Source organism: Pseudomonas sp. A1230 (genome assembly GCF_044218825.1).
Lineage (GTDB): Bacteria > Pseudomonadota > Gammaproteobacteria > Pseudomonadales > Pseudomonadaceae > Aquipseudomonas > Aquipseudomonas iridis.
The window spans coordinates 4,223,679-4,248,817 of record NZ_CP162582.1 but is presented as its reverse complement, the minus strand read 5'-3'; the positions used below and the strand labels follow the sequence as shown (position 1 = coordinate 4,248,817).

Genomic DNA, 25,139 nt, shown 5'->3' with positions numbered 1-25,139 from the left:
GCATGCTCTCCAGTGAGGATGTGATGCGCCGCCGCGCGACGCTGCTGCAAAGACTGCATATCGATGGGCCGCTGCTGATCCTGTTGTTGATTCTCGCTGCCGGCAGCCTGTTCGTGCTGTATTCGGCCAGCGGCAAGAGCTGGGATCTGCTGGGCAAACAGGCCACTTCGTTCGGTATCGGTCTGGTGTCGATGATCGTCATTGCCCAGTTCGAACCGCGTTTCATGGCGCGCTGGGTGCCGCTGGGCTACGTGATCGGCGTGCTGCTGCTGTTGGTGGTCGACATCATGGGTCACAACGCCATGGGCGCCACACGCTGGATCAACATTCCCGGTGTGATTCGATTCCAGCCCTCGGAATTCATGAAAATCCTGATGCCGGCGACCATCGCCTGGTATCTGTCCAAGCGGACATTGCCCCCACAACTCAAGCATGTCGGCATCAGCCTGATGCTGATCGGCGTGCCGTTTGCGCTGATCGTTCGCCAACCGGACCTCGGCACTTCGCTGCTGATTCTGGCCGGCGGGGCATTCGTGCTGTTCATGGGCGGCTTGCGCTGGCGCTGGATCGTCAGCGTACTGGCTGCGGCCATTCCGGTGTCGGTCGCGATGTGGTTCTTTGTGATGCACGACTACCAGAAGCAGCGCGTACTGACGTTCCTCGACCCGGAAAGCGATCCGCTCGGCACTGGCTGGAACATTATTCAGTCGAAAGCTGCTATCGGTTCCGGCGGCGTATTCGGCAAGGGCTGGCTGCTCGGCACCCAGTCGCACCTGGACTTCCTCCCGGAAAGCCACACCGATTTCATCATTGCCGTGCTCGGCGAAGAGTTCGGCCTGGTGGGCATCTGCGCGCTGTTGCTGATTTATTTGCTGTTGATTGGCCGGGGTCTGGTCATCACCGCTCAGGCGCAGACGCTGTTCGGTAAATTGCTCGCCGGCGCGTTGACCATGACGTTTTTTGTTTATGTTTTCGTCAACATCGGTATGGTCAGTGGCCTGTTGCCGGTTGTAGGGGTTCCGTTGCCGTTCATTAGCTACGGAGGAACTTCGCTGGTGACACTGCTGTCAGCGTTTGGGGTTTTGATGTCGATCCATACCCATCGCAAGTGGATCGCACAGGTTTGAATAAGGTGAAGAGTTCAATGCAAGTAATGCGTGGCTGGGCGACTCGATGCGCGCCATGGGTTGGCCTGGTAGGCCTCCTTGGCAGCGTGCAGGAAGCGCTGGCCGGCGAATATGAAGGCTCACCCCAGGTGGCCGAATTCGTCGGTGAAATGACCCGCGACTACGGTTTCGCCGGTGAGCAACTGATGGGTGTTTTTCGCGAGGCTCAGCGTAAACAGGCGATTCTGGACGCCATCTCCCGACCTGCCGAGCGGGTCAAGCAGTGGAAGGAATACCGCCCGATGTTCATCACTGACGCGCGTATTGCGCGAGGTGTGGACTTCTGGCGTCAGCACGAGGCCACGCTGGCCCGTGCCGAGCAGGAATACGGCGTGCCGGCACAAGTCATCGTGTCGATCATCGGTGTTGAGACCTTTTTCGGACGTAATACCGGCAATTACCGGGTGATCGATGCCTTGTCGACGCTCGGTTTCGACTATCCTCCCCGTGCCGAATTTTTCCGCAAGGAGCTGCGCGAGTTTCTGCTGCTGGCGCGCGAAGAGCAGGTCGATCCATTGACGCTCAAGGGTTCATACGCCGGGGCGATGGGCCTGCCGCAATTCATGCCGAGCAGCTTTCGCGCCTATGCAGTGGATTTCGACGGTGACGGCCACATCAATATCTGGAACAACCCGGATGATGCGATCGGCAGTGTCGCCAGTTATTTCAAGCGTCACGGCTGGGTCGCCGGCGAACCGGTGGTCAGCCGCGCCGATGTCCGTGGCGAGCAGGCCGATGAAGGTCTGACCACTGGCATCGAGCCGACAAAGACCGTCGCGGAGTTGCGGGCGCTGGGCTGGTCAAGTCATGATGCGCTGCGCGATGATATGCCGGTTACTGCATTTCGCCTTGAAGGCGAGAACGGCCCTGAATACTGGATGGGCCTGAAGAATTTCTACGCGATCACGCGTTATAACCGCAGCGTGATGTACGCCATGGCCGTACATCAACTGTCTGAACAGCTGGTACAAGCACGGGGCGTCAAGTAATGCGGGCATTGCCTAACAATAAACCCCTGAAGCTGGTGGCATTTGCTGCGTTGGCGGTACTGGTCGCCAGTTGTTCGACCAGCCGTACCCCGACTCAGAAGGCGCCCACAACCGCCGTGCGCAAGCAGCCGGTTCTTGATATCAACCGTGCCCACAAAGATGGCGCGCCGTGGTGGGATGTCGATGTTTCGCGTATCCCCGATGCCACGCCAACCTTGCATACCGGTGCGTACAAGGCCAACCCGTACACTGTGCTGGGCAAGACCTACTTCCCGATACAGGAATCCAAGAGCTACGTCGCTTCGGGCACGGCGTCCTGGTACGGCACCAAGTTTCACGGGCAGAACACCGCCAACGGCGAGGTCTATGACCTGTACGGCATGAGCGCCGCCCACAAGACGTTGCCACTGCCAAGTTACGTTCGGGTGACCAACCTGGACAACAACCGCACAGTGATTCTGCGGGTCAACGATCGCGGGCCGTTCTATTCCGACCGGATCATCGACTTGTCCTACGCGGCGGCAAAAAAACTCGGTTATGCCGAAACCGGCACTGCGCGGGTCAAGGTCGAGGGCATCGACCCGCAGCAATGGTGGGCCGCCAAGGGCCGTCCGGCGCCGTTGATGCTCAATGAGCCGCAGGTTGCGCAGAACAGCGCCCCGGTGATCACGGCCTCGGCCGGCACCGTCGAGCAATGGACGCCACCGCCGCAGCAACACGCCGCGGCCGTTGTGCCAGTGCAGATTGATGCAAAAAAAAACGCTTCTGCAACAGCGTCTGGCCAGTATCTGCAGGTGGGCGCCTTCGCCAACCCGGACGCTGCAGAGCTGCTGAGGTCGAAGCTCAGCGGGATGGTGAGCGCTCCGGTGTTCATCAGCTCGATCGTGCGCAATCAGCAGACTCTGCACCGGGTACGCCTGGGGCCGATCGGCTCGCCGGGTGAAATCACCCAGGTGCAGAACAGCGTGCGCCTGGCTAACCTTGGTTCGCCAAGTGTGGTCACCGAGTAACACGTAGAACTTGATTGACGGTTCACCTGCGGTATTGGGGGGTGAACCAGGTTGTTGGCTCGTCGAAGAACAAAAGCCCGGCAAGGGTGACTGGAGTGAGCAGCTGAATACGCGATGACTCGTCAGAAAGTCATCTGATTAAATTTTGCATTAGCGATTTCGAGAGACGGATGAACATCACCACCTTTGCCAAACGCCTTTTCCTGCTAGTCCCGCTGCTCCTCTCACCCGCCGCGTTCGCGGTCGAGATGATGCCTTCGCCACCACAACTGGCCGCCAAGTCCTATGTGCTCATGGATGCCAGCAGCGGCAACGTGCTGGTTGAAAACAATGGCGACCAGCGTCTGCCACCGGCCAGCCTGACCAAGCTGATGACCGCGTACATCGCGACCCTGGAAATCCGTCGTGGCCAGATCGGTGAAAACGATCCGGTGACCGTCAGCGAAAACGCCTGGCGTACCGGCGGTTCGCGGATGTTCATCAAAGTCGGTTCGCAAGTCACTGTCAGCGACCTGCTGCACGGCATCATCATCCAGTCCGGTAACGACGCCAGCGTGGCACTGTCCGAGCACATCGCCGGTAGCGAAGACGCCTTCGCCGACGTGATGAACAAGACGGCCACCGAGCTGGGCCTGACCAACTCCCACTTCATGAACCCGACCGGTCTGCCAAACCCTGACCATTACTCGTCGGCTCATGACATGGCGATCCTGGCTCGCGCGATCATCCACGAAGACCCTGCTCACTACGCGATCTACTCGCAGAAAGAGTTCTTCTGGAATGGCATCAAACAACCTAACCGCAACCTTTTGCTGTGGCGCGACAAGACCGTTGACGGTCTGAAAACCGGTCACACCGACGAAGCCGGTTATTGCATGGTGTCTTCGGCTGTCCGTGATGGTCAGCGCCTGATCGCCGTGGTGTTCGGCACCAACAGCGATGTGGCTCGTGCTGCTGAAACCCAGAAGCTCTTGACCTACGGCTTCCGCTTCTTCGAAACCCAGACCTTCTATCAGAAGGGCACCGAACTGGCTCAGGCCCCGGTGTGGAAAGGCACCACCAGCCAGGTCAAGGCCGGCCTGGCGCAAGACCTGACCATGACCCTGCCAAAAGGCCAGCTGAAGAAGCTCGCTGCCAGCATGACCATGAACCCGCAACTGACCGCGCCAATCGCCAAGGGCGACGTAATCGGTAAAGTCGAAGTCAAACTGGAAGACAAGGTCGTGCACAGCGCTGACCTGATCGCTCTGGATGGCGTCGAGGAGGGTGGTATCTTCCGCCGCATGTGGGATAGCATCCGTCTATTCTTCTACGGCTTGTTCAACTGATTTGTGTTGACCTGCATGGCCCCGCCCCGATCCGGTGCGGGGCCATGTGCGTTACCACGGCTTGCGCTATAGAGGCCGTTACGCCATGACCGATACCGAAGTAAAGGCGCCAAAGATCGAATTCCCTGCCAACGATTACCCGGTTAAGGTGATCAGCGACACGGGTGTCGGCAACAAAGACAAGATCATCGAAATCGTCAAGAAGCACGCGACCATCAACGATGATCGTATTGACGAGCGTTCTAGCAGCAACGGCAAATACACCACAATCCAGTTGCACATCGTCGCCACCGGTCAAGACCAGCTGTACGATATCAACAGCGAACTGCGGGCGACCGGTTTCGTGCACATGGTGCTGTGATGCCGGGCACGCTGGGCTTTCGCGACCTCGGCCAGATGGCTTACGAGCCGGTCTGGCATGCCATGCAACGCTTTACCAACGAACGCGGCAGCGATGCCGCCGACGAAATCTGGCTCGTCGAGCACCCTCCGGTGTTCACGCAGGGTCAGGCCGGCAAGGCCGAGCACTTGCTTGTGCCGGGTGAAATTCCGGTGGTACAGGTCGATCGCGGCGGGCAGGTGACTTACCATGGCCCCGGCCAATTGGTGGCTTATCTGTTGCTGGATGTACGCAAGCTGGGTTTTGGCGTGCGTGATCTGGTCAGTCGCATGGAGCTATGCCTGATCGAACTTCTGGCCAGTTACGGTGTGACCGCAACGGCCAAGCCAGACGCTCCCGGCGTGTATGTAGATGGAGCGAAAATCGCTTCTCTGGGTTTGCGGATTCGCCACGGTTGTTCCTTTCATGGACTGGCCCTGAACGTGGATATGAACCTGGAACCGTTTCGACGGATTAATCCCTGCGGCTACGCCGGGCTGGCGATGACCCAGCTGAGCGATCACGCAGGATCGATTGAATTTGCCGAGGTAAGTGCCCGGCTGCGCGCGCAGCTCGTCAAACACCTCGACTATGCTGAGCAGACGACCCTGACGGGCGGAATCGACTGATATGACTACTGATGCAGTGCAAACCATGATCCCGACGCTCGACGTGACCGAGCGCCCGGCCCCGCGTCCCAAGGTTGAAGCCGGCGTCAAGCTGCGCGGTGCCGAGAAGGTTGCACGCATCCCGGTAAAGATCATTCCGACCACCGAGCTGCCGAAGAAACCTGACTGGATTCGTGTGCGCATCCCGGTTTCGCCGGAAGTCGACCGCATCAAGAGCCTGCTGCGCAAACACAAGCTGCACAGCGTTTGCGAAGAAGCGTCCTGCCCGAACCTGGGCGAGTGCTTCTCCGGCGGCACCGCGACCTTCATGATCATGGGCGACATTTGCACCCGTCGTTGCCCGTTCTGCGACGTGGGCCACGGTCGTCCGAAGCCACTGGACGTCAACGAGCCGCAAAGCCTGGCCATCGCCATCGCCGACCTCAAGCTCAAGTATGTGGTGATCACCTCGGTTGACCGCGACGACCTGCGTGACGGTGGTGCCCAGCACTTTGCCGACTGCATCCGTGAAATCCGCAAGTTGTCGCCGAACGTGCAGCTGGAGACCCTGGTTCCGGACTACCGTGGCCGCATGGACGTCGCCCTGGAAATCACCGCCGCCGAGCCGCCGGATGTCTTCAACCACAACCTGGAAACCGTGCCGCGTCTGTACAAGGCTGCGCGTCCGGGTTCGGATTACCAGTGGTCGCTGACCCTGCTGCAACGTTTCAAGCAGATGATGCCGCACATTCCGACCAAATCCGGTCTGATGCTGGGTCTGGGCGAGACTGACGAAGAAGTCATCGAAGTCATGAAGCGCATGCGCGAACACGACATCGACATGCTGACTCTCGGCCAGTACCTGCAACCGTCGCGCAGCCACTTGCCGGTGCAGCGTTTCGTGCACCCGGACACCTTCGCCTGGTTCGCCGAGGAAGGTTACAAGATGGGCTTCAAGAACGTTGCGTCCGGGCCTTTGGTGCGTTCCTCGTACCATGCCGATGAGCAGGCGAAGCTGGTCAAGGCTGAGCTGATGGGTTCTTGATCCGGCGCTGAATGAAAAAATGCCCGCCGAGGCTTTAACGCCCGGCGGGCATTTTTTTGCCTGTCTTACATTCAATGCTGATTTTTCCTGCAACCTGCGGCGTGGCCGAGCCTCTTCTGTTTACCGCCGTTCCTGACTACTGTGTGTGCATGACTCACAGGGAGATCCAAGGATGACCGTTCGACCAACCCACACACTTTGCCCGCACAAAGCCGTGCCCGCGTTGCTCTCAGAAGGGCTGATCGGCGTCATTGCACCAGCCGGCCCGGGTGTATTGGACACCGATAAGGCGGTGCAATGGATGCGCGCGCGGGGTTATGGGCTTAAGGTGTTCCCCGGCGTTTATGAAAAGGATGGCTATCTGGCCGGCGGCGACGACGTGCGCTTGCGCGATCTTCATGCGGCGTTCGCTGATCCCGAAGTCGATGCAATTATTTGCCTGCGTGGCGGCTACGGCACGCCACGGCTGCTTGACCGGATCGATTACGACCTGCTGAGCCGCCATGCCAAGCCATTCGTTGGCTACAGCGACATCACCGCGCTGCACCTGGCCATCAGCCGATACGCAGGCTTCGTGACCTTTCACGGGCCGCTGCTCAACGCTGACCTGTTGGGCGACAAGGAGCCGCCAACCGTCACTTCGTTCTTCGCCATGCTGCGCGGGCAAATGAAGGCGGGGAGTGTGCTAAGCCATCCTGTGGCGTATCCGTTGACTACGGTCGAACCCGGCATCGCGCACGGGCGCTTGCTCGGCGGTAATCTGGCGATGATCGCCGCCACCTTGGGCACGCCTTACGAAATCGATGTGGAGGGGGTGATTCTGCTCATCGAGGATATTAACGAGCCGCTGTATCGGATCGACCGACTGCTGACGCAGATGCGTCTGGCCGGCAAACTGGCCAAATTGCGCGGAGTTCTGGTTGGGGATGTCGCGGGGGTGGACGTCGGAGCTTTGAACCGCCTGCTCAAGCAGACGTTCGAGCCTTTGCGGATTCCGGTGCTGTCAGGTTGGCGTAGCGGCCATTGCGATCCGAACCTGACGCTGCCGATGGGCGCGCTGGTGCGGCTGGATGCGGGGAAGAAAGAGTTGATGCTGGAGCAGGATGTGGTCACCCGCCGATAATTGCGGGTGATGCAAAAAGATCGCAGCCTGCGGCAGCTCCTGCACCGGATTAACGTAAACCCTGTAGGAGCTGCCGCAGACTGCGATCTTTTGATTTTGCTTTATTGGTTACGCAGGCTTTCCAGCAGCTTATGCGTTGGATACCCATCCGCCGGCCAGCCAAACGACTGCTGTGCACTGCGAATCGCCTTGCGTGTATTGGCGCCGATGATCCCGTCTGCCGTGCCGGCATCGTAGTTGCGTGCACTCAGCAAGGTCTGCAACTCGATTCGCTCGGTGCGGCTCAGCGGCAGATCATCTTTAGGCCAAGAGCCATTGATCAAGCCAGCGCCGCCAAAGCGCTCGGACAGCAGGCTCACCGCCAGCGCGTACGACGAAGAATTGTTGTACTTGAGGATCGCCCGGAAGTTGTCGAGGACCAGGAACGCCGGGCCACGATAACCGGCCGGCAGCAACAGGGCGGCGGACAATTGTTCGGTTCCGGCGGGCGCCTGAGCCCCATTGGGCAGCATCACGCCCAGCTGACGCCATTCGGCGACGCTTTTGCGCAGGGTGCCATCTGCCAGCGTGTAGTCGAAGTTGCCGGGCAATTGCACTTCAAAGCCCCACGGCTGGCCCCGCTGCCAGCCGGAGCTTTGCAGATAGTGCGCGGTCGAGGCCAGCGCGTCGGCTGGACTGCCCCAGATGTCGCGGCGCCCGTCACCGTCGAAATCAACCGCATGGGTGTTGTAGGTGGTCGGGATGAACTGCGTCTGGCCCATGGCACCAGCCCAGGAACCGAGCATCTTCTCCGGCGTGATATCGCCCTGTTGCAGAATCTGCAGGGCGGCGATCAGTTGCGCGTGGGCAAACCCCGGGCGACGACCTTCGTAGGCGAGTGTGGCCAGCGAGTTGATCACCGATTTGCTGCCCTGGAACTGCCCGAAGTTGCTTTCCATGCCCCACACCGATACCAACGCCTGCCGGTCAACGCCATAACGCTGCTCGATGCTTTGCAGGATATCGGCGTACTGAATGATTAGCGCCTGGCCCTTGCGCACGCGCAGCGGCGACAGTGCTCCGTCGAGGTATTCCCACACCGGGCGGGAGAACTCCGGCTGACTGCGGTCGGCGCGAATCACGCTGGCGTCGAAACTGATATTGGCAAATGCACGATCGAACAGCTCGGCGCGAATCCCGGCTGCCAAGGCATCCTTGCGGAAACCTGCCTGCCATTCGGCGAAGGTCTGGGTCGGCTGAAGATCAAGTGGGTCGGCGGACGGCACTACCGGCGGAATAATCGCTGGGGCCGTGGCGACAGGGGCGGCTTGAAGAGGTTGCGCATCGGCGGCGGTAGGTTTTTCCGCACAGGCGACAAGCAGTATGAAGCTGGAGGCAGCGATCAATTGGCGAACAGGCCAACGACGGGAAAGACTAAAGGGCATGCACAGTTCCAGAGGATACGAATCAGGTGCAGACCTTAACATGACCGGGGGGTGCTGCGCTTTAAGCTGCCAGAAAGTAAGAAGCCTCCCAGCTATTAGACTGGAAGGCTTCGCGGCGGTAGCTGCCTTTACCCTTGGCTGGTTGTTCCTGGCGGCTGCGGAACAGGGGTTGGGCGATGATGGATTTGGCCTTGTTCGGGCCATGTTTCGATGGCTTTTTGCTCATGAGGGTTCTCTTGGTCGAGTGGGTTTTGCGCAGGGAATAATCTGCCGATGTCGGGCGTCTGTCTATAGGGCAAATGCAGGTGCTGTTTGTAGGAAAACAAACTCAAAAGATCGAAGCGTGCCGCAATTCCTACAGATAGAAGGCTGCGATCTTTTGACCTTATTCGGCGGGCAATGACAAGCGCTGGCCTGCCATCAACAACGCCAAACGACTGAGGCTCATCCAGGGCGACCCGGGCGCCTGGCCTTTGATTTGCGCATCAATACGCTGAGCTTCGAGCAACAACTGCGCCCAGCGTTGCGCCGAGTAACGTTGCAGGGCTTTGCTCATCAAGGGCTTGCGCTTGTCCCAGACCGGCGGTTTCGCCGAGCTGAAGCATTTGTCCAGCGGTGTGCCCTGGCTGTACTGCAGAGAGATATTGGCCAGCAGGCGCAATTCCCTCGCCAGTGCCCAGAGGATCACTGGAGGTTCGACCCCCTCACCACGCAACCCTTCGAGCATGCGCAGGGCGTGGGCCGGTTCACCGTTAAGGACCGCGTCGGTCAAGCCAAACACGTCGAATCGTGCACTGTCCGCCACAGCGGCCTGTACGGTTTCGACAGTAATCTGCCCACCTTCGGCCATCAGCTTGAGCTTCTCGATTTCCTGCGCGGCGGCGAGCAGGTTGCCCTCCACACGTGCAGCAATCAGTTCGACCGCATCCTGGCTGGCCGACAACCCCGCCTGCGACAGACGCTGACGAATCCAGCCCGGTAGCTGATTGGCATCCACTGGCCAGATCTGGATGAACTGCGTCTGCTGACCTTCAACCAACGCCTTGCCCCACTTGGTCTTCTGCGCGCTGCCATCAAGCTTGGGCAGGCTGATCAGCAGCACCGTGTCTTCGGCGGGACGCGAGCAGTACTCGATGAATGCGGCAGCCCCCTTGTCACCGGGTTTACCCGAGGGCAAACGCAGTTCCAGCAGACGCTTTTCAGCAAACAACGACATGCTGGCACCGGCCTGCATCAACGTGCCCCAATCGAAATTGGCGTCGGCGGCGAATACCTGGCGTTCGTCGAAACCTTGCTGGCGGGCAGCACTGCGAATGGCGTCGGCGGCTTCCTGACACAGCAGCGGGTCATCACCGCTGATGATATAGACGGGCGCGAGGGCGCCTTGCAGGTGTTTGCCGAGTTGCGCGGGAGCGAGCTTCATAAGAGAGGTCGAACGGGGCGCTTGAGCGCCCCGAACTTCTTATTGCTGCGGAATTTCGAGCGGCGACTGACGCGGGGTTTCCGCCTCAATCTTTTGCGCCGCTTCCAGCGCATCGGCTTCTGCCTTGGCGCGGTCATTGGCGGCCTGCTGCAGTTGCTGCAGTTGACCCGGGGTCAGCTGTTGCAGACGCAGCATCATGCGCTGAACCAGATCGCGACGGATATCGCGACGGGCGTCGTTGGCTTCCTGATCGGAGCCGACGAGGTTGTTGCCGTCGTGGATGAACACTTTCTGCACTTCAAGCTTGTCGCTGAGCAGAGACAGGTTTTTTTCACCGCGGATGTCGTAGCTCAGGACAGTGCTGAGCTGATACTCGCCCGTGCGACCGGCACCTGCATAGCTGAGGATACGCTGGCTTTCCTGTTCGTCAGCCAAGTACAGCTTGTACGGCGCACCGCTGTAAACCTTGACGCCGCTGGACTCCAGTACCTGACGCATTTGAGTGACGGTCTCGCCGTAGGCGTTACGGGCACTCAGGTCGAGTTCCTTGATCGTCAGTTCGTTGCTGCCAGTGCCACGCAGCTGGAAACCGCAGGCGCTCAGCAGAACAGCGAGGCCCATCACCAGCAGATTGCGTTTGATCATTGTGTTGCTCCCCTTGAAACCATGTGGGCCGACCTGGCGGCCCGAAAGGTTTTACAGTGCGTCAGGCAAACCTGACGCCCAATCCAATTTAGCTGGCGACGATGTTGACCAGTTTTCCTGGCACAACGATCACTTTGCGAATGGTCAGACCGTCGACGAAACGCAGCACGTTTTCGTTGACGCGAGCGGCGGCTTCAACTTCTTCGCGCGTCGCGCTCGCCGGCATTTCGATCTGGCCACGCAACTTGCCGTTGACCTGGATAACCAGGGTCAGGCTGTCCTGCACCAGTGCGCTTTCGTCCACTGCAGGCCAGCCTGCGTCGATCACGGCGTCGGCGTGCCCCAGTTGATTCCACAGCTCATGGCTGATGTGTGGCGTGATCGGAGCCAGCAGCAAAGTGACGGCTTCCAGACCTTCGTGCACCAGAGCGCGATCCTGCTCGGTGCCTTGCGCGGCTTTTTCCAGCACGTTCATCAGCGTCATGACCTGAGCGATGGCGGTGTTGAATTTGTGGTTCTGGCCGACGTCGTGGCTGGCTTGCTTGATAGCAAGGTGGATCGAGCGGCGAACGGCTTTTTGCTCGTCATTCAGGCTGGCAACGTCGAGTTTGCCCGGCAGGCCCTGGGTAACGTGGGCTTGCGCGAGACGCCAGACGCGCTTGAGGAAGCGATGCGAGCCTTCCACGCCGGAGTCGGACCATTCGGCGCTCATGTCAGGTGGCGAGGCGAACATCATGAACAGGCGGCAAGTGTCTGCGCCGAACTGATCAATCATCGACTGTGGGTCGACGCCGTTGTTCTTCGACTTGGCCATTTTCTCGGTACCGCCGATTTCCACCGGCAGGCCGTCGGCGATCAGCTTGGCGCTGATGACCTTGGCCTTGCTGTCGCGCTCCAGTTCTACGTCCGCCGGGTTGAACCAGGTGTAGGCACCGTTGGCTTCGCGACGGTAGTAAGTTTCGGCGATTACCATGCCTTGGGTCAGCAGGTTCTTGAATGGCTCGTTGGAGCTAACCAGGCCTTCGTCACGCATCAGCTTGTGGAAGAAACGTGCGTACAGCAGGTGCAGAATCGCGTGTTCGATACCGCCGATGTACTGATCCACCGGCAGCCAGTGGTCGGCCGCGGATTTCTCGACCAGGCCACCTTCAAAGTGCGGCGAGGCGTAACGGGCGTAGTACCACGACGACTCGACGAAGGTGTCCATGGTGTCGGTTTCACGCTTGGCAGGCTGGCCACATTTCGGGCAGCTGCACTCGTAAAACTCAGGCATGCGCGCCAGCGGCGAACCGGCGCCATCCGGCACCACGTCTTCCGGCAACACGACGGGCAGTTGATCTTCCGGTACCGGCACGTCACCGCAAGCGTCGCAGTGGATGATCGGGATAGGGCAGCCCCAGTAGCGCTGGCGGCTGATGCCCCAGTCGCGCAGGCGGAACTGGGTGCGCGAGGCGCCCAGTTCTTTTTTGATCAGCGCTACTTCGATCGCGTCGAACGCGCCGGCGAAATCCAGACCATCGAACTCGCCGGAGTTGATCAGCGTGCCGTGCTCGCCGTAGGCGTCTTGCCACGGGGCCGGGTTGGTCTCGCCGGAGCTGGTGCGCACTACCGATTTGATCGGCAGGTCGTACTTGTGGGCGAACTCGAAATCACGCTCGTCGTGCGCTGGCACAGCCATGACCGCGCCGTCGCCGTAGTGCATCAGCACATAGTTGGCGACCCAGACCGGGAGTTTTTCACCGGTCAGCGGGTGCTCGACGAACAGGCCGGTCGGCAGGCCTTTTTTCTCTTGAGTGGCGACGTCGGCTTCAGCCACGCTGCCGCCCTTGCATTCAGCGATGAACGCTTGCAGCTCAGGGTTGTTCTGCGCGGCCTGGGTGGCCAGCGGGTGTTCGGCAGCGACGGCCACGTAAGTCGCGCCCATCAGGGTGTCCGGACGGGTGGTGAAGACTTTCAGGGTGCCGGCTGTGCCGATCGAGTCGACGTTGTACGGGAACTGCACTTCCATACCGCGGGATTTGCCGATCCAGTTGCGCTGCATGGTCTTGACCTGTTCAGGCCAGCCAGTCAGTTCGTCGAGGCTCTCCAGCAGCTCATCCGCATAAGCGGTGATCTTGAAGTAGTACATCGGGATTTCGCGCTTTTCGATCAGCGCGCCGGAACGCCAGCCGCGACCGTCAATCACTTGTTCGTTGGCCAGAACGGTCTGATCGACCGGGTCCCAGTTCACGGTGCCGCTTTTTTTGTAGATCACGCCTTTTTCGAACAGGCGAGTGAACAGCCATTGTTCCCAGCGGTAGTAATCAGGTTTGCAGGTGGTGACTTCACGCGACCAGTCCACCGCCAGGCCCAGGCTGCGCAGCTGGGTTTTCATGTAGGCGATGTTTTCGTAGGTCCACTTGGCGGGCGCTACGTTGTTTTTCATCGCGGCGTTTTCCGCCGGCATGCCGAAGGCATCCCAACCCATCGGTTGCAGAACGTTCTTGCCTTGCATGCGCTGGTAGCGGGAGATCACGTCGCCGATGGTGTAGTTGCGCACGTGCCCCATGTGTAGCTTGCCGCTGGGGTAAGGGAACATCGACAGGCAGTAGAAAGTCTCCTTGCCTGGCTGTTCGCTGACTTCAAAGGACTTTTGCTCATCCCAGAACGACTGGGCGGCGGCTTCGATTTCACGGGGCTGATATTGTTCGTGCATGGCTACTTTTGTACTGGATAGGGGTGGCCTAATCCTCTTCAACGCGGCATTCGGGCTGGCCCGGACGAGCTGGAAGTGGAATGACAGGAAGCGCCGTAGCATACATGACCGCGCTTGGCCTAGGGAAACCCTGATTGCAGCTGTTTGGCCCGCTGAATGGGTGGCGAGGGCCGTTGGTCGCGGCGTGCAGCCGGTTCGTGCAGCGAAGCTAAGCTCTAACTGGGGAGTGAGTCTTATCTTCAATGAGGTGAGGGATGGTGGAGCAACAGCAAAGAAACGTCACGAAACCTGAGTTGTACGAGCGGTTGATGGACCGTCTGGGCATTGCTCTGGACGCTGCAAAAACCGCAGACCGGCTGCGCGACGAGCGCCCCTTGGAACTGGAATTGCGTGGCTTGAGCCCCGCCGAGTTCAAACTGGTCAAGGCCTATCTGGATCGCAGTGAACGTGAAACGCACGGATGTTTGTCGCAGGCAGTGAAGCAGCTCGATGAAACACATTCGGCCAAGGTCATCTGGCTCAAGGACAAGGCGCCGCGCAAAGACACCGTCAAGGTGCATGCTTTGCGGGCCAAGTAAGCGCATGGCAGGTCAAGAAACGGATCTTTTTCAACAGGATCCCACCCTATCGGTTGTCGCGTTGTATTAACCCACTTAGGCTTCGGGCATCTTTGGAGATGCCCGATGCCTTTACGTTATTTCATCAAACAACTTCTATTGCCGCCCGGCATTCTTTTGCTGCTGTTGCTGGCCGCGTGGTGGCTGCGCCGCTCACGGCCGCGACTGGCTGGATTGTGTTTTGCCCTCGGTTTTGGCGGATTCTGGCTGATGAGCCTGCCGGTGGTGGTGCAATGGGGTGCAAAAGCCCTCGAGCGAGAGCCGCCACTGGCCCGCGAAGAGTGGGCGACATTGGCGCAGCGTGCCGATGCGATTGTGGTGCTGGGGTCCGGGCGTGAGCGGGGTGATCTGGCCTGGGGCGACGATCAACCCACCGGCGTGGGACTTGAGCGTCAGCGTTATGCGGCGCGATTGGCGAAAGCCTCGGGACTGCCGATTTTGACCAGTGGCGGCTTGCACTACGGTACGCCTCCGACCGAGGCAAAGTTGATGGCCGATTCATTGCTGGACGATTTCGGCGTGACCGTGCGTTGGCAGGAAGGGGAGAGCCGCACCACTTGGGAAAACGCCAGATTCAGCGCCGATATGCTGTTGCCGCAGGGGATCAAGCGCGTAGTCGTGGTGACGCAGGCGTGGCACATGCCGCGATCGGTGTGGAGTTTTCAGGCGGCAGGGTTTGAAGTGGTGCCCGCGCCAGTGGGCTTCCTGGGGACAGACAACGCTCGGCCGTTTGGTGGCTGGCTGCCGGAGTTCAAATCGATCTGGCAGAGCGGACAGTTGCTGAATGAAGCGGTGGGGCAGGTGGGGTATTCGCTGTTTTACCGCTGAGAATCAAAAGATCGCAGCCTGCGGCAGCTCCTACAGGGGGAATACAAATCCCATGTAGGAGCTGCCGCAGGCTGCGATCTTTTTGCTTAGAGGGTTTTGGACATCCGGCTAGCCATCAGCGCCCAACCGAACAGCCCCAGACACAGGACGATCAGCGGCCACGAACGCCATTGCAGATATGGCGTCAGGTTGTGCATTGGCACCACTTCGCCATACAAAATGCCTTGTTCGAACTGCGGAATCTGCTCGGTGATCTGCCCGAACGGGTTGATCAGGCCGGTCACGCCATTGTTGGTGGCGCGGATCATCCAGCGTCCGGCTTCCAGCGCGCGCATCTGCGCCATCTGCAAATGTTGCAGCGGGCCGATCGAGGTGCCGAACCACGTGTCGTTGCTGATCGTCAGCAGCAGGTCGCTGCGCGCCGACAGGCTGGCGGCGAACTCCGGATACACCACTTCGTAGCAGATGAACGGCGCGATCTGGTAACCCTTGGCCTGCAGCATCGGCTGATCGGCGGGACCGCGGGCGAAGTCCGACATCGGCAGGTCGAAGAATGCGATCAGTCCGCGCAGCACATCCTGCAACGGCACGTACTCACCGAACGGCACCAGTTTCTGTTTCAGGTAAGTGCCATCGCCTTCGCCCACCACAGTGATGCCATTGTAGAAGCGTCTTTCGTGGTGCACCGTTTCGCGGATCGGTACGCCGGTGATCAGCGCCGATTTACGTTCGGCGGCGAAGTTACCCATCATGCTCAGGTAGCCCTCGGCGGACTCCTTGAGTACCGGCACCGCCGTTTCCGGCCAGATCAGCAGATCCACTGGTTTGGAGCGGAAACTCAGATCGCGGTACAGCGCCAGTTGCGCATTGAGCTGCGCCGGGTCCCACTTCATGCTTTGTTCGACGTTACCCTGAATGGCAGCAACGGTCAGCGGCTCGCCTGAAGGGCTGGTCCAGGCGTGGCCCTTGAGTGCAATCCCCGCCACCCATGGCCCGACCAGCAACAGCAGGCCAACCGCAACAAAAGCCTTGCGACCGGATTGCAGCAGACGCGGCGCGTTGTAGATCAGCGCAGCCGTCAATGCCAGAACGAACGACACCAGCCACATCCCGCCGACCGGCGCGAGACCGGCCAATGGACCGTCGAGCTGGCTGTAACCGGAATAAAGCCACGGGAAGCCAGTGAGGAACCAGCCGCGAAAGGCTTCCTGGCCGACCCACAGCGCGGCGAATGCCAAAGCATCGGCCAGCGGTGCCTCGTTACGGCGCAGCCAGCGCGCCCAGAGCCAGGCGGGCAGGGCGAAGAAAAAAGCAATCGCCGCGGTAAACAACAGCATCAGGAATCCGGCCAGCAGCACCGAAGCGCCGCCGAAGTGGTGAATGCTGTAATAGATCCAACTGGTACCGGCGCCGAACAGGCCGAAACCGAAGCACCAGCCACGGCCCAGTGCCTGACGGGGGCTTAGCTCACGCAGGCCGGCATAGAACAAACCGACCGCCAGCAAAGCCAGCGGCCAGATATCGAAGGGTGCCAGAGCGAACGTGGTGATTGCACCGGCCGCCACGGCCAGCAGGTTACCGGGCCAGCCGGGGCGGGTTGTCCAGCGCATTTCAGTCCTTAGATTTAACGAGCGATGGGCGTCAGTCGCAGCAAGTGAATCCGACGGCTGTCGGCGTTCAGGATGCGGAAACGATAAGCGCCGATTTCAGTGGTTTCGTTGCGTTTTGGCAAGTGCCCGAACGCGCTCATCACCAGGCCGCCGACGGTGTCGAACTCGTCGTCGGAAAACTCGCTGTCGAAGAACTCGTTGAAGTTCTCGATCGGCGTCAGTGCCTTGATCAGGAAGTCACCGCTGGGCAGCGGCTTGATGTAGCTGTCTTCTTCGACGTCGTGCTCGTCCTCGATATCGCCGACGATCTGTTCCAGAACGTCTTCGATGGTCACCAGACCTGCCACGCCGCCGTATTCATCAATGACGATGGCCATGTGGTTGTGGTTGGCGCGGAACTCACGCAGCAACACATTCAGACGCTTGGACTCCGGCACGAACGTGGCCGGGCGCAGCAGGTCCTTGATGTTGAAGCTGTCGCCGTTTTCCTTGAGGATCAGCGGCAGCAGATCCTTGGCCAGCAGCACGCCCATCACGTCGTCATGGCTTTCGCCGATGACCGGATAGCGCGAGTGGGCGGAATCGACCACGGCCGGGAGGAATTCACGCGGTGTCTGGGTCGCCTTGATGCTGACCATCTGCGAACGCGGCACCATGATGTCGCGTACTTGCAGGTCAGCCACCTGAATGGCACCTTCGACGATGGCCAGCGCTTCGCTGTCCAGCAGTTTGTTCTGATGTGCATCGCGCAGCAGCTCAAGGAGCTCCTGGCGGTTCTTCGGCTCGTGGGCAAAAGCCTGGGTCAGTTTACCCAGCCATGACTTCTGCCCGTTGCTCGATCGATCTTCGCTCATAGCGATTACTCTGAATCCTTTGTTGTAACGATTGGGGATGGTTCGGTTTCGTCGTCCGCGTACGGATCGGGATAGCCCAGTTCAGCAAGCAACTCGCGTTCCAGTGCTTCCATTTCTTCGGCTTCTTCGTCATCTATATGGTCGTAACCAAGCAGATGCAAGCAGCCGTGAATGACCAGATGTGCCCAGTGGGCCTTTAGTTCCTTGCCTTGTTCGGCGGCTTCGCGCTCAACCACGGCCACGCAGATCACCAGATCGCCGAGCAGCGGGATATCGAGAAACTCGTCGGGCACGTCAGCCGGGAACGACAGGACGTTGGTCGCGTAATCCTTCTGGCGCCAGGTGTGATTGAGCTCACGGCCTTCTTCCTCGTCGACCAGACGAATGGTCATTTCCGAGTCAGCGGTGCGCTGGCGCAGGGCCAGTTCGCACCATTGGCGGAACTCGGTTTCACTGGGAGCGGACGCTTCGGTCGCTATTTGCAGGTCAAGCTCAAGCATCGCGGCGAGTGTCCTTCGCAGGTTCATCAGTCACGCGATTTTCGAAGCGCTCGTAGGCTTCGACGATGCGTTGAACCAGCGGGTGGCGCACAACGTCTTTGGGCATGAAGTGCGTGAAGCTGATACCCGGCACGTCTTTGAGCACTTCGATCACGTGGTGCAGGCCCGACTTGGTGCCTTTCGGCAGGTCGACCTGGGTGATGTCCCCCGTGATAACCGCGGTAGAGCCGAAACCGATACGCGTCAGGAACATCTTCATCTGTTCGACGGTAGTGTTCTGGCTTTCGTCGAGAATGATGAAGCTGTTGTTCAGCGTACGACCGCGCATATAGGCCAGCGGCGCGACTTCGATCACCTGACGTTCGATCAGCTTGGCCACATATTCGAAGCCGAGCATTTCGTAGAGTGCGTCATAGAGCGGGCGCAGGTACGGGTCGATCTTCTGCGACAGATCGCCGGGCAGGAAACCTAGCTTTTCACCCGCCTCAACCGCCGGGCGCACCAGCAGGATGCGCCGGATCTGCTCGCGCTCCAGTGCATCGACCGCGCAGGCTACGGCCAGATAGGTCTTGCCGGTACCGGCCGGGCCTATGCCGAAGTTGATGTCGTTACCGAGTATTTCTTTCACGTAGCGCAACTGATTCAAGCCACGAGGGCGAATCATGCCTTTTTTGGTGCGCAGGGCGACGGAGGCTTCCGCGGGGGCGTGGTTGTCCAGCTCGACGACGGCTGATTCCTGCAGAAACAGGTGAACCATATCTGGCGACAACTCCGTACCCTTGGTTTCGCGGTACAGGCGGCGAATCAGATTTTCCGCAGACGTGGTGTGCTTGGAGTCGCCGATCAGCTCGAACTGGTTTCCGCGGTTGCGGATCTCGATACTCAGGCGCTGTTCGATCAAGCGCAAATGCTCGTCGAATTGCCCGCACAGATTGGCGAAGCGATGAGCCTCAAAGGGCTCGAGAATAAAACGATGTGGTTCTATGGGAGCGTTCAAGGTCGTATTTAGCCGCCCTGGGGCAATTAAGATGAAATCAAGGATAACGCCAGTGGCCTGGGTGCGAAAGCTCTTAAATTAATGAACACAATCTCAGTAACAGTGCAGTCCACTGTGGGAGCTGGCTTGCCAGCGATAGCGGTGCAACAGGCGACATATTTGTCGGGGCTGATGGCCTTATCGCTGGCAAGCCAGCTCCTACAGGATTCTCTATGTTCCTGATATTTGTTATTGGATCAGCGAACCGCGCAGCGAGTGCGGTTGCGCCGCATCGATGTGCACATCTGCGAACTGGCCGATCAGCGTTGGATTGTCGCAGCGGAAGTTGACGATACGATTATTCTCGGTGCGCCCTTGCAGTTCGCCCGGGTCTTTCTTCGAGTAATCGGTCACCAGAATTCGCTGGGTCGAGCCGACCATTTGTCGGCTGATCTCGAAACCTTGCTGATTCAGGCGGTGCTGAAGCGCGTTCAGGCGTTCTTTCTTGAGCGCTTCTGGCGTGTCATCGGCCAGATCGGCAGCCGGTGTGCCCGGGCGCTGGCTGTAAACGAACGAGTAGGAAAAATCGAAACCGACGTCTTCGATCAGCTTCATGGTCTGTTCGAAGTCTCTCTCGGTTTCACCCGGGAAGCCGACGATGAAGTCCGAGCTGATGCAAATCCCCGGCACCGCCGCGCGCAGTTTGCGCAACTTGGATTTGTACTCCAGCGCGGTGTGGTTGCGCTTCATCGCCGCCAGAATCCGGTCGGAGCCCGATTGCACTGGCAAGTGCAGGTGCTTCACCAGTTCCGGTACTTCGGCGTGGGCCTGGATCAGGCTGTCGGAGAACTCCAGCGGATGCGAGGTGGTGTAGCGAATGCGGTCGATGCCATCGACGGCGGCGACCACGCGGATCAATTCCGCCAGGTCGGCCAGACGACCGTCGTGGGTTGCGCCGCGATAGCCGTTGACGTTCTGCCCCAGCAAAGTGACTTCACGTACGCCGTTTTCGGCCAGATGAATGATTTCGGCGAGCACGTCGTCGAAGGGGCGGCTGACTTCTTCACCACGGGTATAAGGCACCACGCAGAACGTGCAGTACTTGCTGCAACCTTCCATCACCGACACGTAAGCACTCGGGCCGTCAATGCGCGGCTCGGGCAAGTGGTCGAATTTTTCGATTTCCGGGAACGAGACGTCGACTTGCGGCAATTTGGTGATGCGTGCGGCGTCGATCATTTCCGGCAGGCGGTGCAGGGTCTGCGGGCCGAACACCACGTCGACGTAGGGTGCGCGATCACGGATCGCCGCGCCTTCCTGGCTGGCCACGCAACCGCCGACGGCGATCACCATGTCCGGGTTGGCCAGTTTCAGTTCGCGCCAGCGGCCCAGTTGCGAGTACACCCGGTCCTGGGCGCGTTCGCGGATCGAGCAGGTGTTAAGCAGAATCACGTCGGCATCTTCGGCGCGAGCAGTGACTTCCAGGGCCTGATGTTCACCCAGCAGATCGACCATGCGCGAGCTGTCGTACTCGTTCATCTGGCAACCGTGGGTTTCGATGTAAAGCTTCTTGGCCATGGATTAGGATCGTCACGTGATTCAAAGAACCGCGCATTATAGGGAACATGTCTCCATGTTCCTACCGTTGTGCGTCCGGTGGCTATGCTATAGTTCGCGCCCTCATTTTTATCCCCGATGTTATCCGCCCGCCATGACCAAACGCGAAGCTCCAATCTACAAGGTGATTTTCCTCAACCAGGGCCAGGTGTTCGAAATGTACGCCAAGCAGATCTATCAAAGTGATCTGTGGGGCTTCCTGGAAGTGGAAGAGTTCGTCTTTGGCGAGCGCACGCAGATGGTCGTCGATCCGAGCGAAGAAAAGCTCAAGGCGCAATTCGAAGGCGTGGTGCGCAGCTTTGTGCCGATGCATTCGATCGTGCGCATCGACGAGGTTGAGCGTCTGGGTACACCGAAAATCAGCGAAGCCCGCGGCACCGTCGGCAATGTGATGCCGTTTCCGATGCCGATGCCTGAGAAGTAAGTTTCAAGACCGCGTCTCCCCATTCGCCAGCAGGCTTGCTCCCACATTTGATCTCCAGTGTTCCGAAGACCACTTGTGGGAGCGAGCCTGCTCGCGATGGGGCCAGCAAGATCGGCTCAGAAATCAGGGAAGAGGCGAAAACGGCGTGCGCCCATCGGCGCTCTGCAGTTCCATCAGGTATTTACGGAAAATTTGCCCGAGCACCTGTGTGGCGGTTTCGAGGTCTTCGCGGGACATTTTTTCAGAGACTTCGTCGGCAGTGTCCAGCGCCTCTTCGGCGCCGTTGACCGCGGCCATCTTCAGCACGATGTACGCCTGAATGTTGTTGGCCTGCACGCCTTCGCCGTGGAAGAACATCGTGCCGAGCTTGAATTGCGCCTGGGCATGGCCTTGCAGCGAGGCTTTTTCGAAATAGCTCAGGGCTTGATTGAGGTCGCGCGGCGCATTCTTGCCGTCGTAGTAGAACTCACCCAACTCGTATTGCGCTTGCGCATCCCCTTCATCCGCTGCCTTTTGGCAGGCGGCCAGTGCCTGCGTGACGTCTTGCGGCTGAGTATTGAGGGTGCAACGACCCATCGCCGGGATCAACAACGAGTTGCCGCCTGCTTGTGCATGCGCGAGCAGGGGCTGAAGGAGCAACAGGCAGCCCAAGGCAAGGGTGCGGCCGGTGCGGTTCATGGGAATCGACTTACCTCTGAAGGGCACGCGGACCCATCGAGGGATCCAATAAGCGCGCATTATGAAATAAGCAGGGCCATCCTTACAAAGTCTTTACTCGTTTTTCTGCTGCGCGGGGAATATATCGCCCACTTCAGGCGGATATTTAGCAGAGGCGTCGGAAAAACAGCTCGGGTGTAGGTGAAAGCTGACGCTGGCAATGGCCAACGTCAGCGGTTCGGCGATTATTTCAGTTTGGCGAAGGCGCGCTCGGCTGCATCCAGAGTCAATTTCAACTCGGCTTCGCCGTGGGCGATAGAAGTGAAACCGGCTTCGAATGCACTCGGCGCCAGGTACACGCCGCCTTCCAGCATCAGGTGGAAGAAGCGACCAAACAAGGCAGCGTCACTGGCCATCACGTCTTCGAAGGTGACGATGTCGTCGGCACCGCTGAAGTACAGGCCGAACATGCCGCCGGCCTGAGTGGTCACGAACGGAATGCCCGCTGCGTCAGCGCGTTGTTGCAGGCCGTCGAGCAGGCGCGTGGTGTAATCGGTCAGTTCGTCGTGGAAACCCGGACGGCTGATCAAGCGCAGAGTAGTCAAACCGGCAGCCATGGCCAGCGGGTTACCCGACAGCGTACCGGCCTGATACACCGGGCCCAGTGGCGCGATGCGTTCCATGATTTCGCGCTTGCCGCCGAAACAGCCGACCGGCATGCCGCCACCGATGATTTTGCCGAAGGTGGTCAGGTCTGGTTTCACGCCGTAGTAAGCCTGCGCCCCACCGAGGGCCACGCGGAAACCGGTCATCACTTCGTCGAAAATCAGCACAACGCCATGCTTGTCGCACAGCGAGCGCAGACCTTCGAGGAAGCCCGGCGCTGGCGGTACGCAGTTCATGTTGCCGGCCACTGGCTCAACGATGATGCAGGCGACGTCTTCACCGACTTCGGCGAGCATTTTTTCCACGGCGTCGATGTCGTTGAACGGCAGGGTCAGCGTGTGTTTGGCGAACGCTGCCGGTACACCCGCCGAGCTCGGAACGCCTTGGGTCAGTGCGCCGGAACCGGCCTTGACCAGCAGACTGTCGGAGTGGCCGTGGTAGCAGCCTTCGAATTTGATGATGCTGTCGCGGCCGGTGAAACCACGGGCCAGGCGGATGGCGCTCATGGTCGCTTCGGTGCCGGAGCTGACCATGCGCACCATGTCCATCGACGGCACCAGCGAGCAGACCAGGTCGGCCATCTCGGTTTCCATCGCGGTCGGCGCACCGTACGACAAGCCGTGCTGCAGTTGATTGCGCACCGCGTCCAGCACGTCCGGGTGGCTGTGGCCAAGAATCATCGGGCCCCACGAGCCAACGTAATCGACATAACGCTTGTCGTCTTCGTCAGTGACGTAGGCGCCTTCGGCATGTTTGAAGAACAGCGGCGTGCCACCCACGCTCTTGAACGCGCGAACCGGTGAGTTCACGCCACCGGGAATGTGTTTCTGGGCATTGGCAAACAGGGTTTCGGAACGAGACATGATCGGGCTCTCAAAAATCAGGATTTGAACAATTCATTGAATGCGCGGGCGCGGCGGGTCACTTCGGCTGTGCTGTCGGCACCAAACAAACCGTGGACCACAGCAAGCAAGTCGACGCCGTGGGCCACCAGCGGCGCAGCGTTGTCGAGGGTGATGCCACCAATCGCGCAGATCGGTAGATGCAGCGCACGTTTGGCTTCGTCGAGCAGATCAAGGCTGCAGGTCGGTGCACCGGGTTTTGTGTTGGAATTGAAGAAACGACCGAAGGCGACGTAACTCGCGCCTTCCTTGGCAGCCTGTTGCGCCAGTTCGATTTGCGCGTGGCAAGTCGAGCCGATGATCGATTTCGAGCCGAGCAGGGCGCGGGTCGGTGACAGCGGGCCGTCGGTCTGGCCCAGGTGTACACCGACGTTCAGGCGCGCGGCCAGTTCGGCGTCGTCGTTGATGATTAGCTGCGTCTTGTAGCGTTCGCACAGATTGCGCAGCGCCTCGGCCTCGCGCAGACGACGGGCTTCGTCGCTGCTCTTGTCGCGGTATTGCAGCAGAGTGACGCCGCCTTCCAGCGCCGCCTCCACGTACGACAGGAACTTGCCGGCCAGCAACTGGCTGTCGGTAATGGCGTACAGGCCACGTAGTTTCATCAGGCAGACCTCACGACGTTACGAGCAGAAATCCAGCGGCAGGCGACGCGGGACAAACTGGCCTTTGCCCAGCTGTTCGGCATCGCGCAGGGTGCGCCAGGTGTAATCCAGTGCACTGCGCACGGCGCTGGCGAGGTTTTCACCTTGCGCCAGGCGACCGGCCAAGGCACTGGCGAGGGTGCAGCCAGAACCGTGATAACTGCCCGGCAAGCGCTGGCAGTAAAAGGTTTCACGCAGACCGTCGCGGCTGTACAGGCGATTGTGGATTTCAGTTTCGTCGCCGTGGCCACCGGTAATCAGCAGGTTCTTGACGAACGGCAGAAGTTTTTCAGCGCACTCGTCCGCGGTGCCTTCGGGCAGTTCGGCAAGGATGCGCGCTTCGGGAAGATTGGGGGTCGCGATGATCGACAGTGGCAGCAGACGTTCGCGCATCGCATAGCCGACTTCGTCCTTGCCCAGACGTCCACCGCCGCCGGCGCGCAGTACCGGGTCACAGACCACCGGCAAGTGCGGGTGCGCCGACAACAGTTCGACAACGGTGTCGACCATTTCCAGCGAACCGAGCATGCCCAGTTTGACCGCAGCGACTTCGGAGTCGTTGAGCACGGCGTTGGCCTGGGCCAATACCCACTCACGGTCGAGGACGCGAAAGTCAGTGACGTTGACGGTGTCTTGCACGGTCAGGGCGGTGACGGCCGGAGCCGCATGGCAACCCTGCGCGAGCAGGGCTTCGATATCTGCCTGCAAGCCGGCGCCACCACTGGGGTCGTGGCCGGAGAGACAGAGGACAACGGGGCGGGAGCTGTAGATATTCATGGTGCGCGAGCTTACCACCAAAGCTGATTTTCGGGTGTGGCTGGCGCAGCAAGATCAAAAGATCGTCCGATCGCGGCCCGAGTCGTTGGAGGATCTTGTGATCTACCTGACTAATCAAACAGCTCTAGCTCGCTGCTTTGCTCTGAAACGCCCGTTCTAGAGCCTTTATAGGAAAATTCCGATGGTGCTCAATGGCCATCAACAGCTATGCTAGTCTGGATCCAAACCAATAACA

The 25,139-nt window shown here is 59.7% G+C and carries 25 protein-coding genes; 11 read left to right on the top strand and 14 right to left on the bottom strand.

Translation table 11 applies throughout. The features are described from left to right. Positions 1-23: 23 nt before the first annotated feature. The 8 genes from rodA (at position 24) to AB4P97_RS19865 (ending at position 7,648) form a co-directional block, all read left to right on the top strand. The gene (gene rodA, locus AB4P97_RS19900) at positions 24-1,127 is read left to right on the top strand and encodes a rod shape-determining protein RodA (protein ID WP_042562213.1); all 1,104 of its coding nucleotides are present in this window, start codon (positions 24-26) and stop codon (positions 1,125-1,127) included. Positions 1,128-1,144: 17 nt separating this feature from the next. Beyond that, the gene (mltB, locus tag AB4P97_RS19895; RefSeq protein WP_042561252.1) at positions 1,145-2,155 is read left to right on the top strand and encodes a lytic murein transglycosylase B; all 1,011 of its coding nucleotides are present in this window, start codon (positions 1,145-1,147) and stop codon (positions 2,153-2,155) included. Beyond that, positions 2,155-3,165, top strand: a complete 1,011-nt coding sequence (locus AB4P97_RS19890; RefSeq protein ID WP_042561251.1) for a septal ring lytic transglycosylase RlpA family protein — start codon at positions 2,155-2,157, stop codon at positions 3,163-3,165. The genes mltB and AB4P97_RS19890 overlap by 1 nt, the downstream gene beginning before the upstream one ends. Positions 3,166-3,335: 170 nt before the next feature. Then, the gene (locus AB4P97_RS19885; RefSeq protein WP_042561250.1) at positions 3,336-4,493 is read left to right on the top strand and encodes a D-alanyl-D-alanine carboxypeptidase family protein; all 1,158 of its coding nucleotides are present in this window, start codon (positions 3,336-3,338) and stop codon (positions 4,491-4,493) included. A gap of 85 nt (positions 4,494-4,578) precedes the next feature. Beyond that, entirely contained in the window at positions 4,579-4,854 is a 276-nt protein-coding gene (locus AB4P97_RS19880; RefSeq protein WP_042561249.1) for a DUF493 domain-containing protein, read from the top strand. Beyond that, the gene (gene lipB, locus AB4P97_RS19875) at positions 4,854-5,501 is read left to right on the top strand and encodes a lipoyl(octanoyl) transferase LipB (RefSeq protein ID WP_042561248.1); all 648 of its coding nucleotides are present in this window, start codon (positions 4,854-4,856) and stop codon (positions 5,499-5,501) included. Before AB4P97_RS19880 ends, lipB begins: the two co-directional genes overlap by 1 nt. A 25-nt stretch (positions 5,502-5,526) precedes the next feature. Then, positions 5,527-6,525 carry a lipoyl synthase gene (gene lipA, locus AB4P97_RS19870; RefSeq protein ID WP_162184605.1) on the top strand — a complete coding sequence of 333 codons (999 nt, stop codon included), beginning with the start codon at positions 5,527-5,529 and terminating at the stop codon, positions 6,523-6,525. Positions 6,526-6,697: 172 nt separating this feature from the next. Next, positions 6,698-7,648 carry an LD-carboxypeptidase gene (locus AB4P97_RS19865; protein WP_395601512.1) on the top strand — a complete coding sequence of 317 codons (951 nt, stop codon included), beginning with the start codon at positions 6,698-6,700 and terminating at the stop codon, positions 7,646-7,648. A 101-nt stretch (positions 7,649-7,749) separates the two neighbouring features. On the opposite strand, the gene AB4P97_RS19860 is transcribed toward AB4P97_RS19865, so the two are convergent. From AB4P97_RS19860 to leuS, 5 genes are all read right to left on the bottom strand, one after another. After that, positions 7,750-9,072: a lytic murein transglycosylase gene (locus tag AB4P97_RS19860; RefSeq protein WP_042561245.1), complete on the bottom strand. Its 1,323-nt coding sequence runs from the start codon at positions 9,070-9,072 to the stop codon at positions 7,750-7,752. A gap of 61 nt (positions 9,073-9,133) precedes the next feature. Continuing rightward, complete coding sequence (gene arfA / locus AB4P97_RS19855) at positions 9,134-9,298, bottom strand: alternative ribosome rescue factor ArfA (RefSeq protein ID WP_007960579.1); 165 nt, start codon at positions 9,296-9,298, stop codon at positions 9,134-9,136. A gap of 159 nt (positions 9,299-9,457) precedes the next feature. Next, complete coding sequence (holA, locus tag AB4P97_RS19850) at positions 9,458-10,495, bottom strand: DNA polymerase III subunit delta (RefSeq protein WP_395601511.1); 1,038 nt, start codon at positions 10,493-10,495, stop codon at positions 9,458-9,460. Between the two features lie 39 nt (positions 10,496-10,534). Then, a complete protein-coding gene (lptE, locus tag AB4P97_RS19845) occupies positions 10,535-11,140 on the bottom strand; it encodes an LPS assembly lipoprotein LptE (protein ID WP_042561242.1) in 606 nt (201 codons plus the stop codon). 88 nt (positions 11,141-11,228) lie between these two features. Continuing rightward, positions 11,229-13,835 carry a leucine--tRNA ligase gene (gene leuS, locus AB4P97_RS19840; protein ID WP_115146503.1) on the bottom strand — a complete coding sequence of 869 codons (2,607 nt, stop codon included), beginning with the start codon at positions 13,833-13,835 and terminating at the stop codon, positions 11,229-11,231. Positions 13,836-14,089: 254 nt separating this feature from the next. Between leuS and AB4P97_RS19835 the strand changes: the two genes are divergently transcribed. Both AB4P97_RS19835 and AB4P97_RS19830 read left to right on the top strand, forming a co-directional pair. After that, positions 14,090-14,413 carry a hypothetical protein gene (locus tag AB4P97_RS19835; RefSeq protein ID WP_042561240.1) on the top strand — a complete coding sequence of 108 codons (324 nt, stop codon included), beginning with the start codon at positions 14,090-14,092 and terminating at the stop codon, positions 14,411-14,413. Positions 14,414-14,518: 105 nt separating this feature from the next. Next, positions 14,519-15,280, top strand: coding sequence for a YdcF family protein (locus tag AB4P97_RS19830; RefSeq protein WP_042561239.1), 762 nt, complete (start codon positions 14,519-14,521; stop codon positions 15,278-15,280). Positions 15,281-15,366: 86 nt separating this feature from the next. Here the strand turns inward: AB4P97_RS19830 and lnt are convergent, their stop codons facing one another. The 5 genes from lnt to miaB all read right to left on the bottom strand — a co-directional run bounded on the left by lnt (position 15,367) and on the right by miaB (position 20,798). Then, on the bottom strand, positions 15,367-16,890 hold the full coding sequence (lnt, locus tag AB4P97_RS19825; protein WP_042561238.1) for an apolipoprotein N-acyltransferase: 1,524 nt from the start codon (positions 16,888-16,890) through the stop codon (positions 15,367-15,369). A gap of 14 nt (positions 16,891-16,904) precedes the next feature. Beyond that, positions 16,905-17,744 (bottom strand): HlyC/CorC family transporter, encoded by an 840-nt coding sequence (locus AB4P97_RS19820; protein WP_024014438.1) that lies wholly within the window; start codon positions 17,742-17,744, stop codon positions 16,905-16,907. A gap of 5 nt (positions 17,745-17,749) precedes the next feature. After that, positions 17,750-18,244, bottom strand: a complete 495-nt coding sequence (ybeY, locus tag AB4P97_RS19815; RefSeq protein WP_042561237.1) for an rRNA maturation RNase YbeY — start codon at positions 18,242-18,244, stop codon at positions 17,750-17,752. Then, positions 18,237-19,241 carry a PhoH family protein gene (locus tag AB4P97_RS19810; RefSeq protein WP_042561236.1) on the bottom strand — a complete coding sequence of 335 codons (1,005 nt, stop codon included), beginning with the start codon at positions 19,239-19,241 and terminating at the stop codon, positions 18,237-18,239. Before AB4P97_RS19810 ends, ybeY begins: the two co-directional genes overlap by 8 nt. A 228-nt stretch (positions 19,242-19,469) precedes the next feature. Beyond that, a complete protein-coding gene (gene miaB / locus AB4P97_RS19805) occupies positions 19,470-20,798 on the bottom strand; it encodes a tRNA (N6-isopentenyl adenosine(37)-C2)-methylthiotransferase MiaB (protein WP_042561235.1) in 1,329 nt (442 codons plus the stop codon). 133 nt (positions 20,799-20,931) lie between these two features. Here miaB and AB4P97_RS19800 point away from each other — a divergent pair, with 133 nt between their 5' ends. Continuing rightward, positions 20,932-21,261 carry a DUF1820 family protein gene (locus AB4P97_RS19800; RefSeq protein WP_042561234.1) on the top strand — a complete coding sequence of 110 codons (330 nt, stop codon included), beginning with the start codon at positions 20,932-20,934 and terminating at the stop codon, positions 21,259-21,261. A gap of 123 nt (positions 21,262-21,384) precedes the next feature. Here AB4P97_RS19800 and AB4P97_RS19795 read toward each other — a convergent pair whose 3' ends face one another. The 4 genes from AB4P97_RS19795 to AB4P97_RS19780 form a co-directional block, all read right to left on the bottom strand. Continuing rightward, positions 21,385-21,939: a tetratricopeptide repeat protein gene (locus AB4P97_RS19795; RefSeq protein ID WP_042561233.1), complete on the bottom strand. Its 555-nt coding sequence runs from the start codon at positions 21,937-21,939 to the stop codon at positions 21,385-21,387. Between the two features lie 224 nt (positions 21,940-22,163). Further along, the gene (gene hemL, locus AB4P97_RS19790) at positions 22,164-23,447 is read right to left on the bottom strand and encodes a glutamate-1-semialdehyde 2,1-aminomutase (protein ID WP_042561232.1); all 1,284 of its coding nucleotides are present in this window, start codon (positions 23,445-23,447) and stop codon (positions 22,164-22,166) included. Positions 23,448-23,464: 17 nt separating this feature from the next. Continuing rightward, positions 23,465-24,088, bottom strand: coding sequence for a thiamine phosphate synthase (gene thiE, locus AB4P97_RS19785; protein WP_047303580.1), 624 nt, complete (start codon positions 24,086-24,088; stop codon positions 23,465-23,467). 18 nt (positions 24,089-24,106) lie between these two features. Further along, on the bottom strand, positions 24,107-24,904 hold the full coding sequence (locus AB4P97_RS19780) for a hydroxymethylpyrimidine/phosphomethylpyrimidine kinase (RefSeq protein ID WP_047303578.1): 798 nt from the start codon (positions 24,902-24,904) through the stop codon (positions 24,107-24,109). Positions 24,905-25,139: the final 235 nt, after the last annotated feature.

Excerpts from the sequence above, each read along its gene's own strand:
- rodA (WP_042562213.1), top strand. The coding sequence starts at position 24 with ATGCGCCGCCGCGCGACGCTGCTGCAAAGACTGCATATCGATGGGCCG.
- mltB (WP_042561252.1), top strand. The coding sequence starts at position 1,145 with ATGCAAGTAATGCGTGGCTGGGCGACTCGATGCGCGCCATGGGTTGGC.
- AB4P97_RS19890 (WP_042561251.1), top strand. The coding sequence starts at position 2,155 with ATGCGGGCATTGCCTAACAATAAACCCCTGAAGCTGGTGGCATTTGCT.
- AB4P97_RS19885 (WP_042561250.1), top strand. The coding sequence starts at position 3,336 with ATGAACATCACCACCTTTGCCAAACGCCTTTTCCTGCTAGTCCCGCTG.
- AB4P97_RS19880 (WP_042561249.1), top strand. The coding sequence starts at position 4,579 with ATGACCGATACCGAAGTAAAGGCGCCAAAGATCGAATTCCCTGCCAAC.
- lipB (WP_042561248.1), top strand. The coding sequence starts at position 4,854 with ATGCCGGGCACGCTGGGCTTTCGCGACCTCGGCCAGATGGCTTACGAG.
- lipA (WP_162184605.1), top strand. The coding sequence starts at position 5,527 with ATGATCCCGACGCTCGACGTGACCGAGCGCCCGGCCCCGCGTCCCAAG.
- AB4P97_RS19865 (WP_395601512.1), top strand. The coding sequence starts at position 6,698 with ATGACCGTTCGACCAACCCACACACTTTGCCCGCACAAAGCCGTGCCC.
- AB4P97_RS19860 (WP_042561245.1), bottom strand. The coding sequence starts at position 9,072 with ATGCCCTTTAGTCTTTCCCGTCGTTGGCCTGTTCGCCAATTGATCGCT.
- arfA (WP_007960579.1), bottom strand. The coding sequence starts at position 9,298 with ATGAGCAAAAAGCCATCGAAACATGGCCCGAACAAGGCCAAATCCATC.
- holA (WP_395601511.1), bottom strand. The coding sequence starts at position 10,495 with ATGAAGCTCGCTCCCGCGCAACTCGGCAAACACCTGCAAGGCGCCCTC.
- lptE (WP_042561242.1), bottom strand. The coding sequence starts at position 11,140 with ATGATCAAACGCAATCTGCTGGTGATGGGCCTCGCTGTTCTGCTGAGC.
- leuS (WP_115146503.1), bottom strand. The coding sequence starts at position 13,835 with ATGCACGAACAATATCAGCCCCGTGAAATCGAAGCCGCCGCCCAGTCG.
- AB4P97_RS19835 (WP_042561240.1), top strand. The coding sequence starts at position 14,090 with ATGGTGGAGCAACAGCAAAGAAACGTCACGAAACCTGAGTTGTACGAG.
- AB4P97_RS19830 (WP_042561239.1), top strand. The coding sequence starts at position 14,519 with ATGCCTTTACGTTATTTCATCAAACAACTTCTATTGCCGCCCGGCATT.
- lnt (WP_042561238.1), bottom strand. The coding sequence starts at position 16,890 with ATGCGCTGGACAACCCGCCCCGGCTGGCCCGGTAACCTGCTGGCCGTG.
- AB4P97_RS19820 (WP_024014438.1), bottom strand. The coding sequence starts at position 17,744 with ATGAGCGAAGATCGATCGAGCAACGGGCAGAAGTCATGGCTGGGTAAA.
- ybeY (WP_042561237.1), bottom strand. The coding sequence starts at position 18,244 with ATGCTTGAGCTTGACCTGCAAATAGCGACCGAAGCGTCCGCTCCCAGT.
- miaB (WP_042561235.1), bottom strand. The coding sequence starts at position 20,798 with ATGGCCAAGAAGCTTTACATCGAAACCCACGGTTGCCAGATGAACGAG.
- AB4P97_RS19800 (WP_042561234.1), top strand. The coding sequence starts at position 20,932 with ATGACCAAACGCGAAGCTCCAATCTACAAGGTGATTTTCCTCAACCAG.
- AB4P97_RS19795 (WP_042561233.1), bottom strand. The coding sequence starts at position 21,939 with ATGAACCGCACCGGCCGCACCCTTGCCTTGGGCTGCCTGTTGCTCCTT.
- hemL (WP_042561232.1), bottom strand. The coding sequence starts at position 23,447 with ATGTCTCGTTCCGAAACCCTGTTTGCCAATGCCCAGAAACACATTCCC.
- thiE (WP_047303580.1), bottom strand. The coding sequence starts at position 24,088 with ATGAAACTACGTGGCCTGTACGCCATTACCGACAGCCAGTTGCTGGCC.
- AB4P97_RS19780 (WP_047303578.1), bottom strand. The coding sequence starts at position 24,904 with ATGAATATCTACAGCTCCCGCCCCGTTGTCCTCTGTCTCTCCGGCCAC.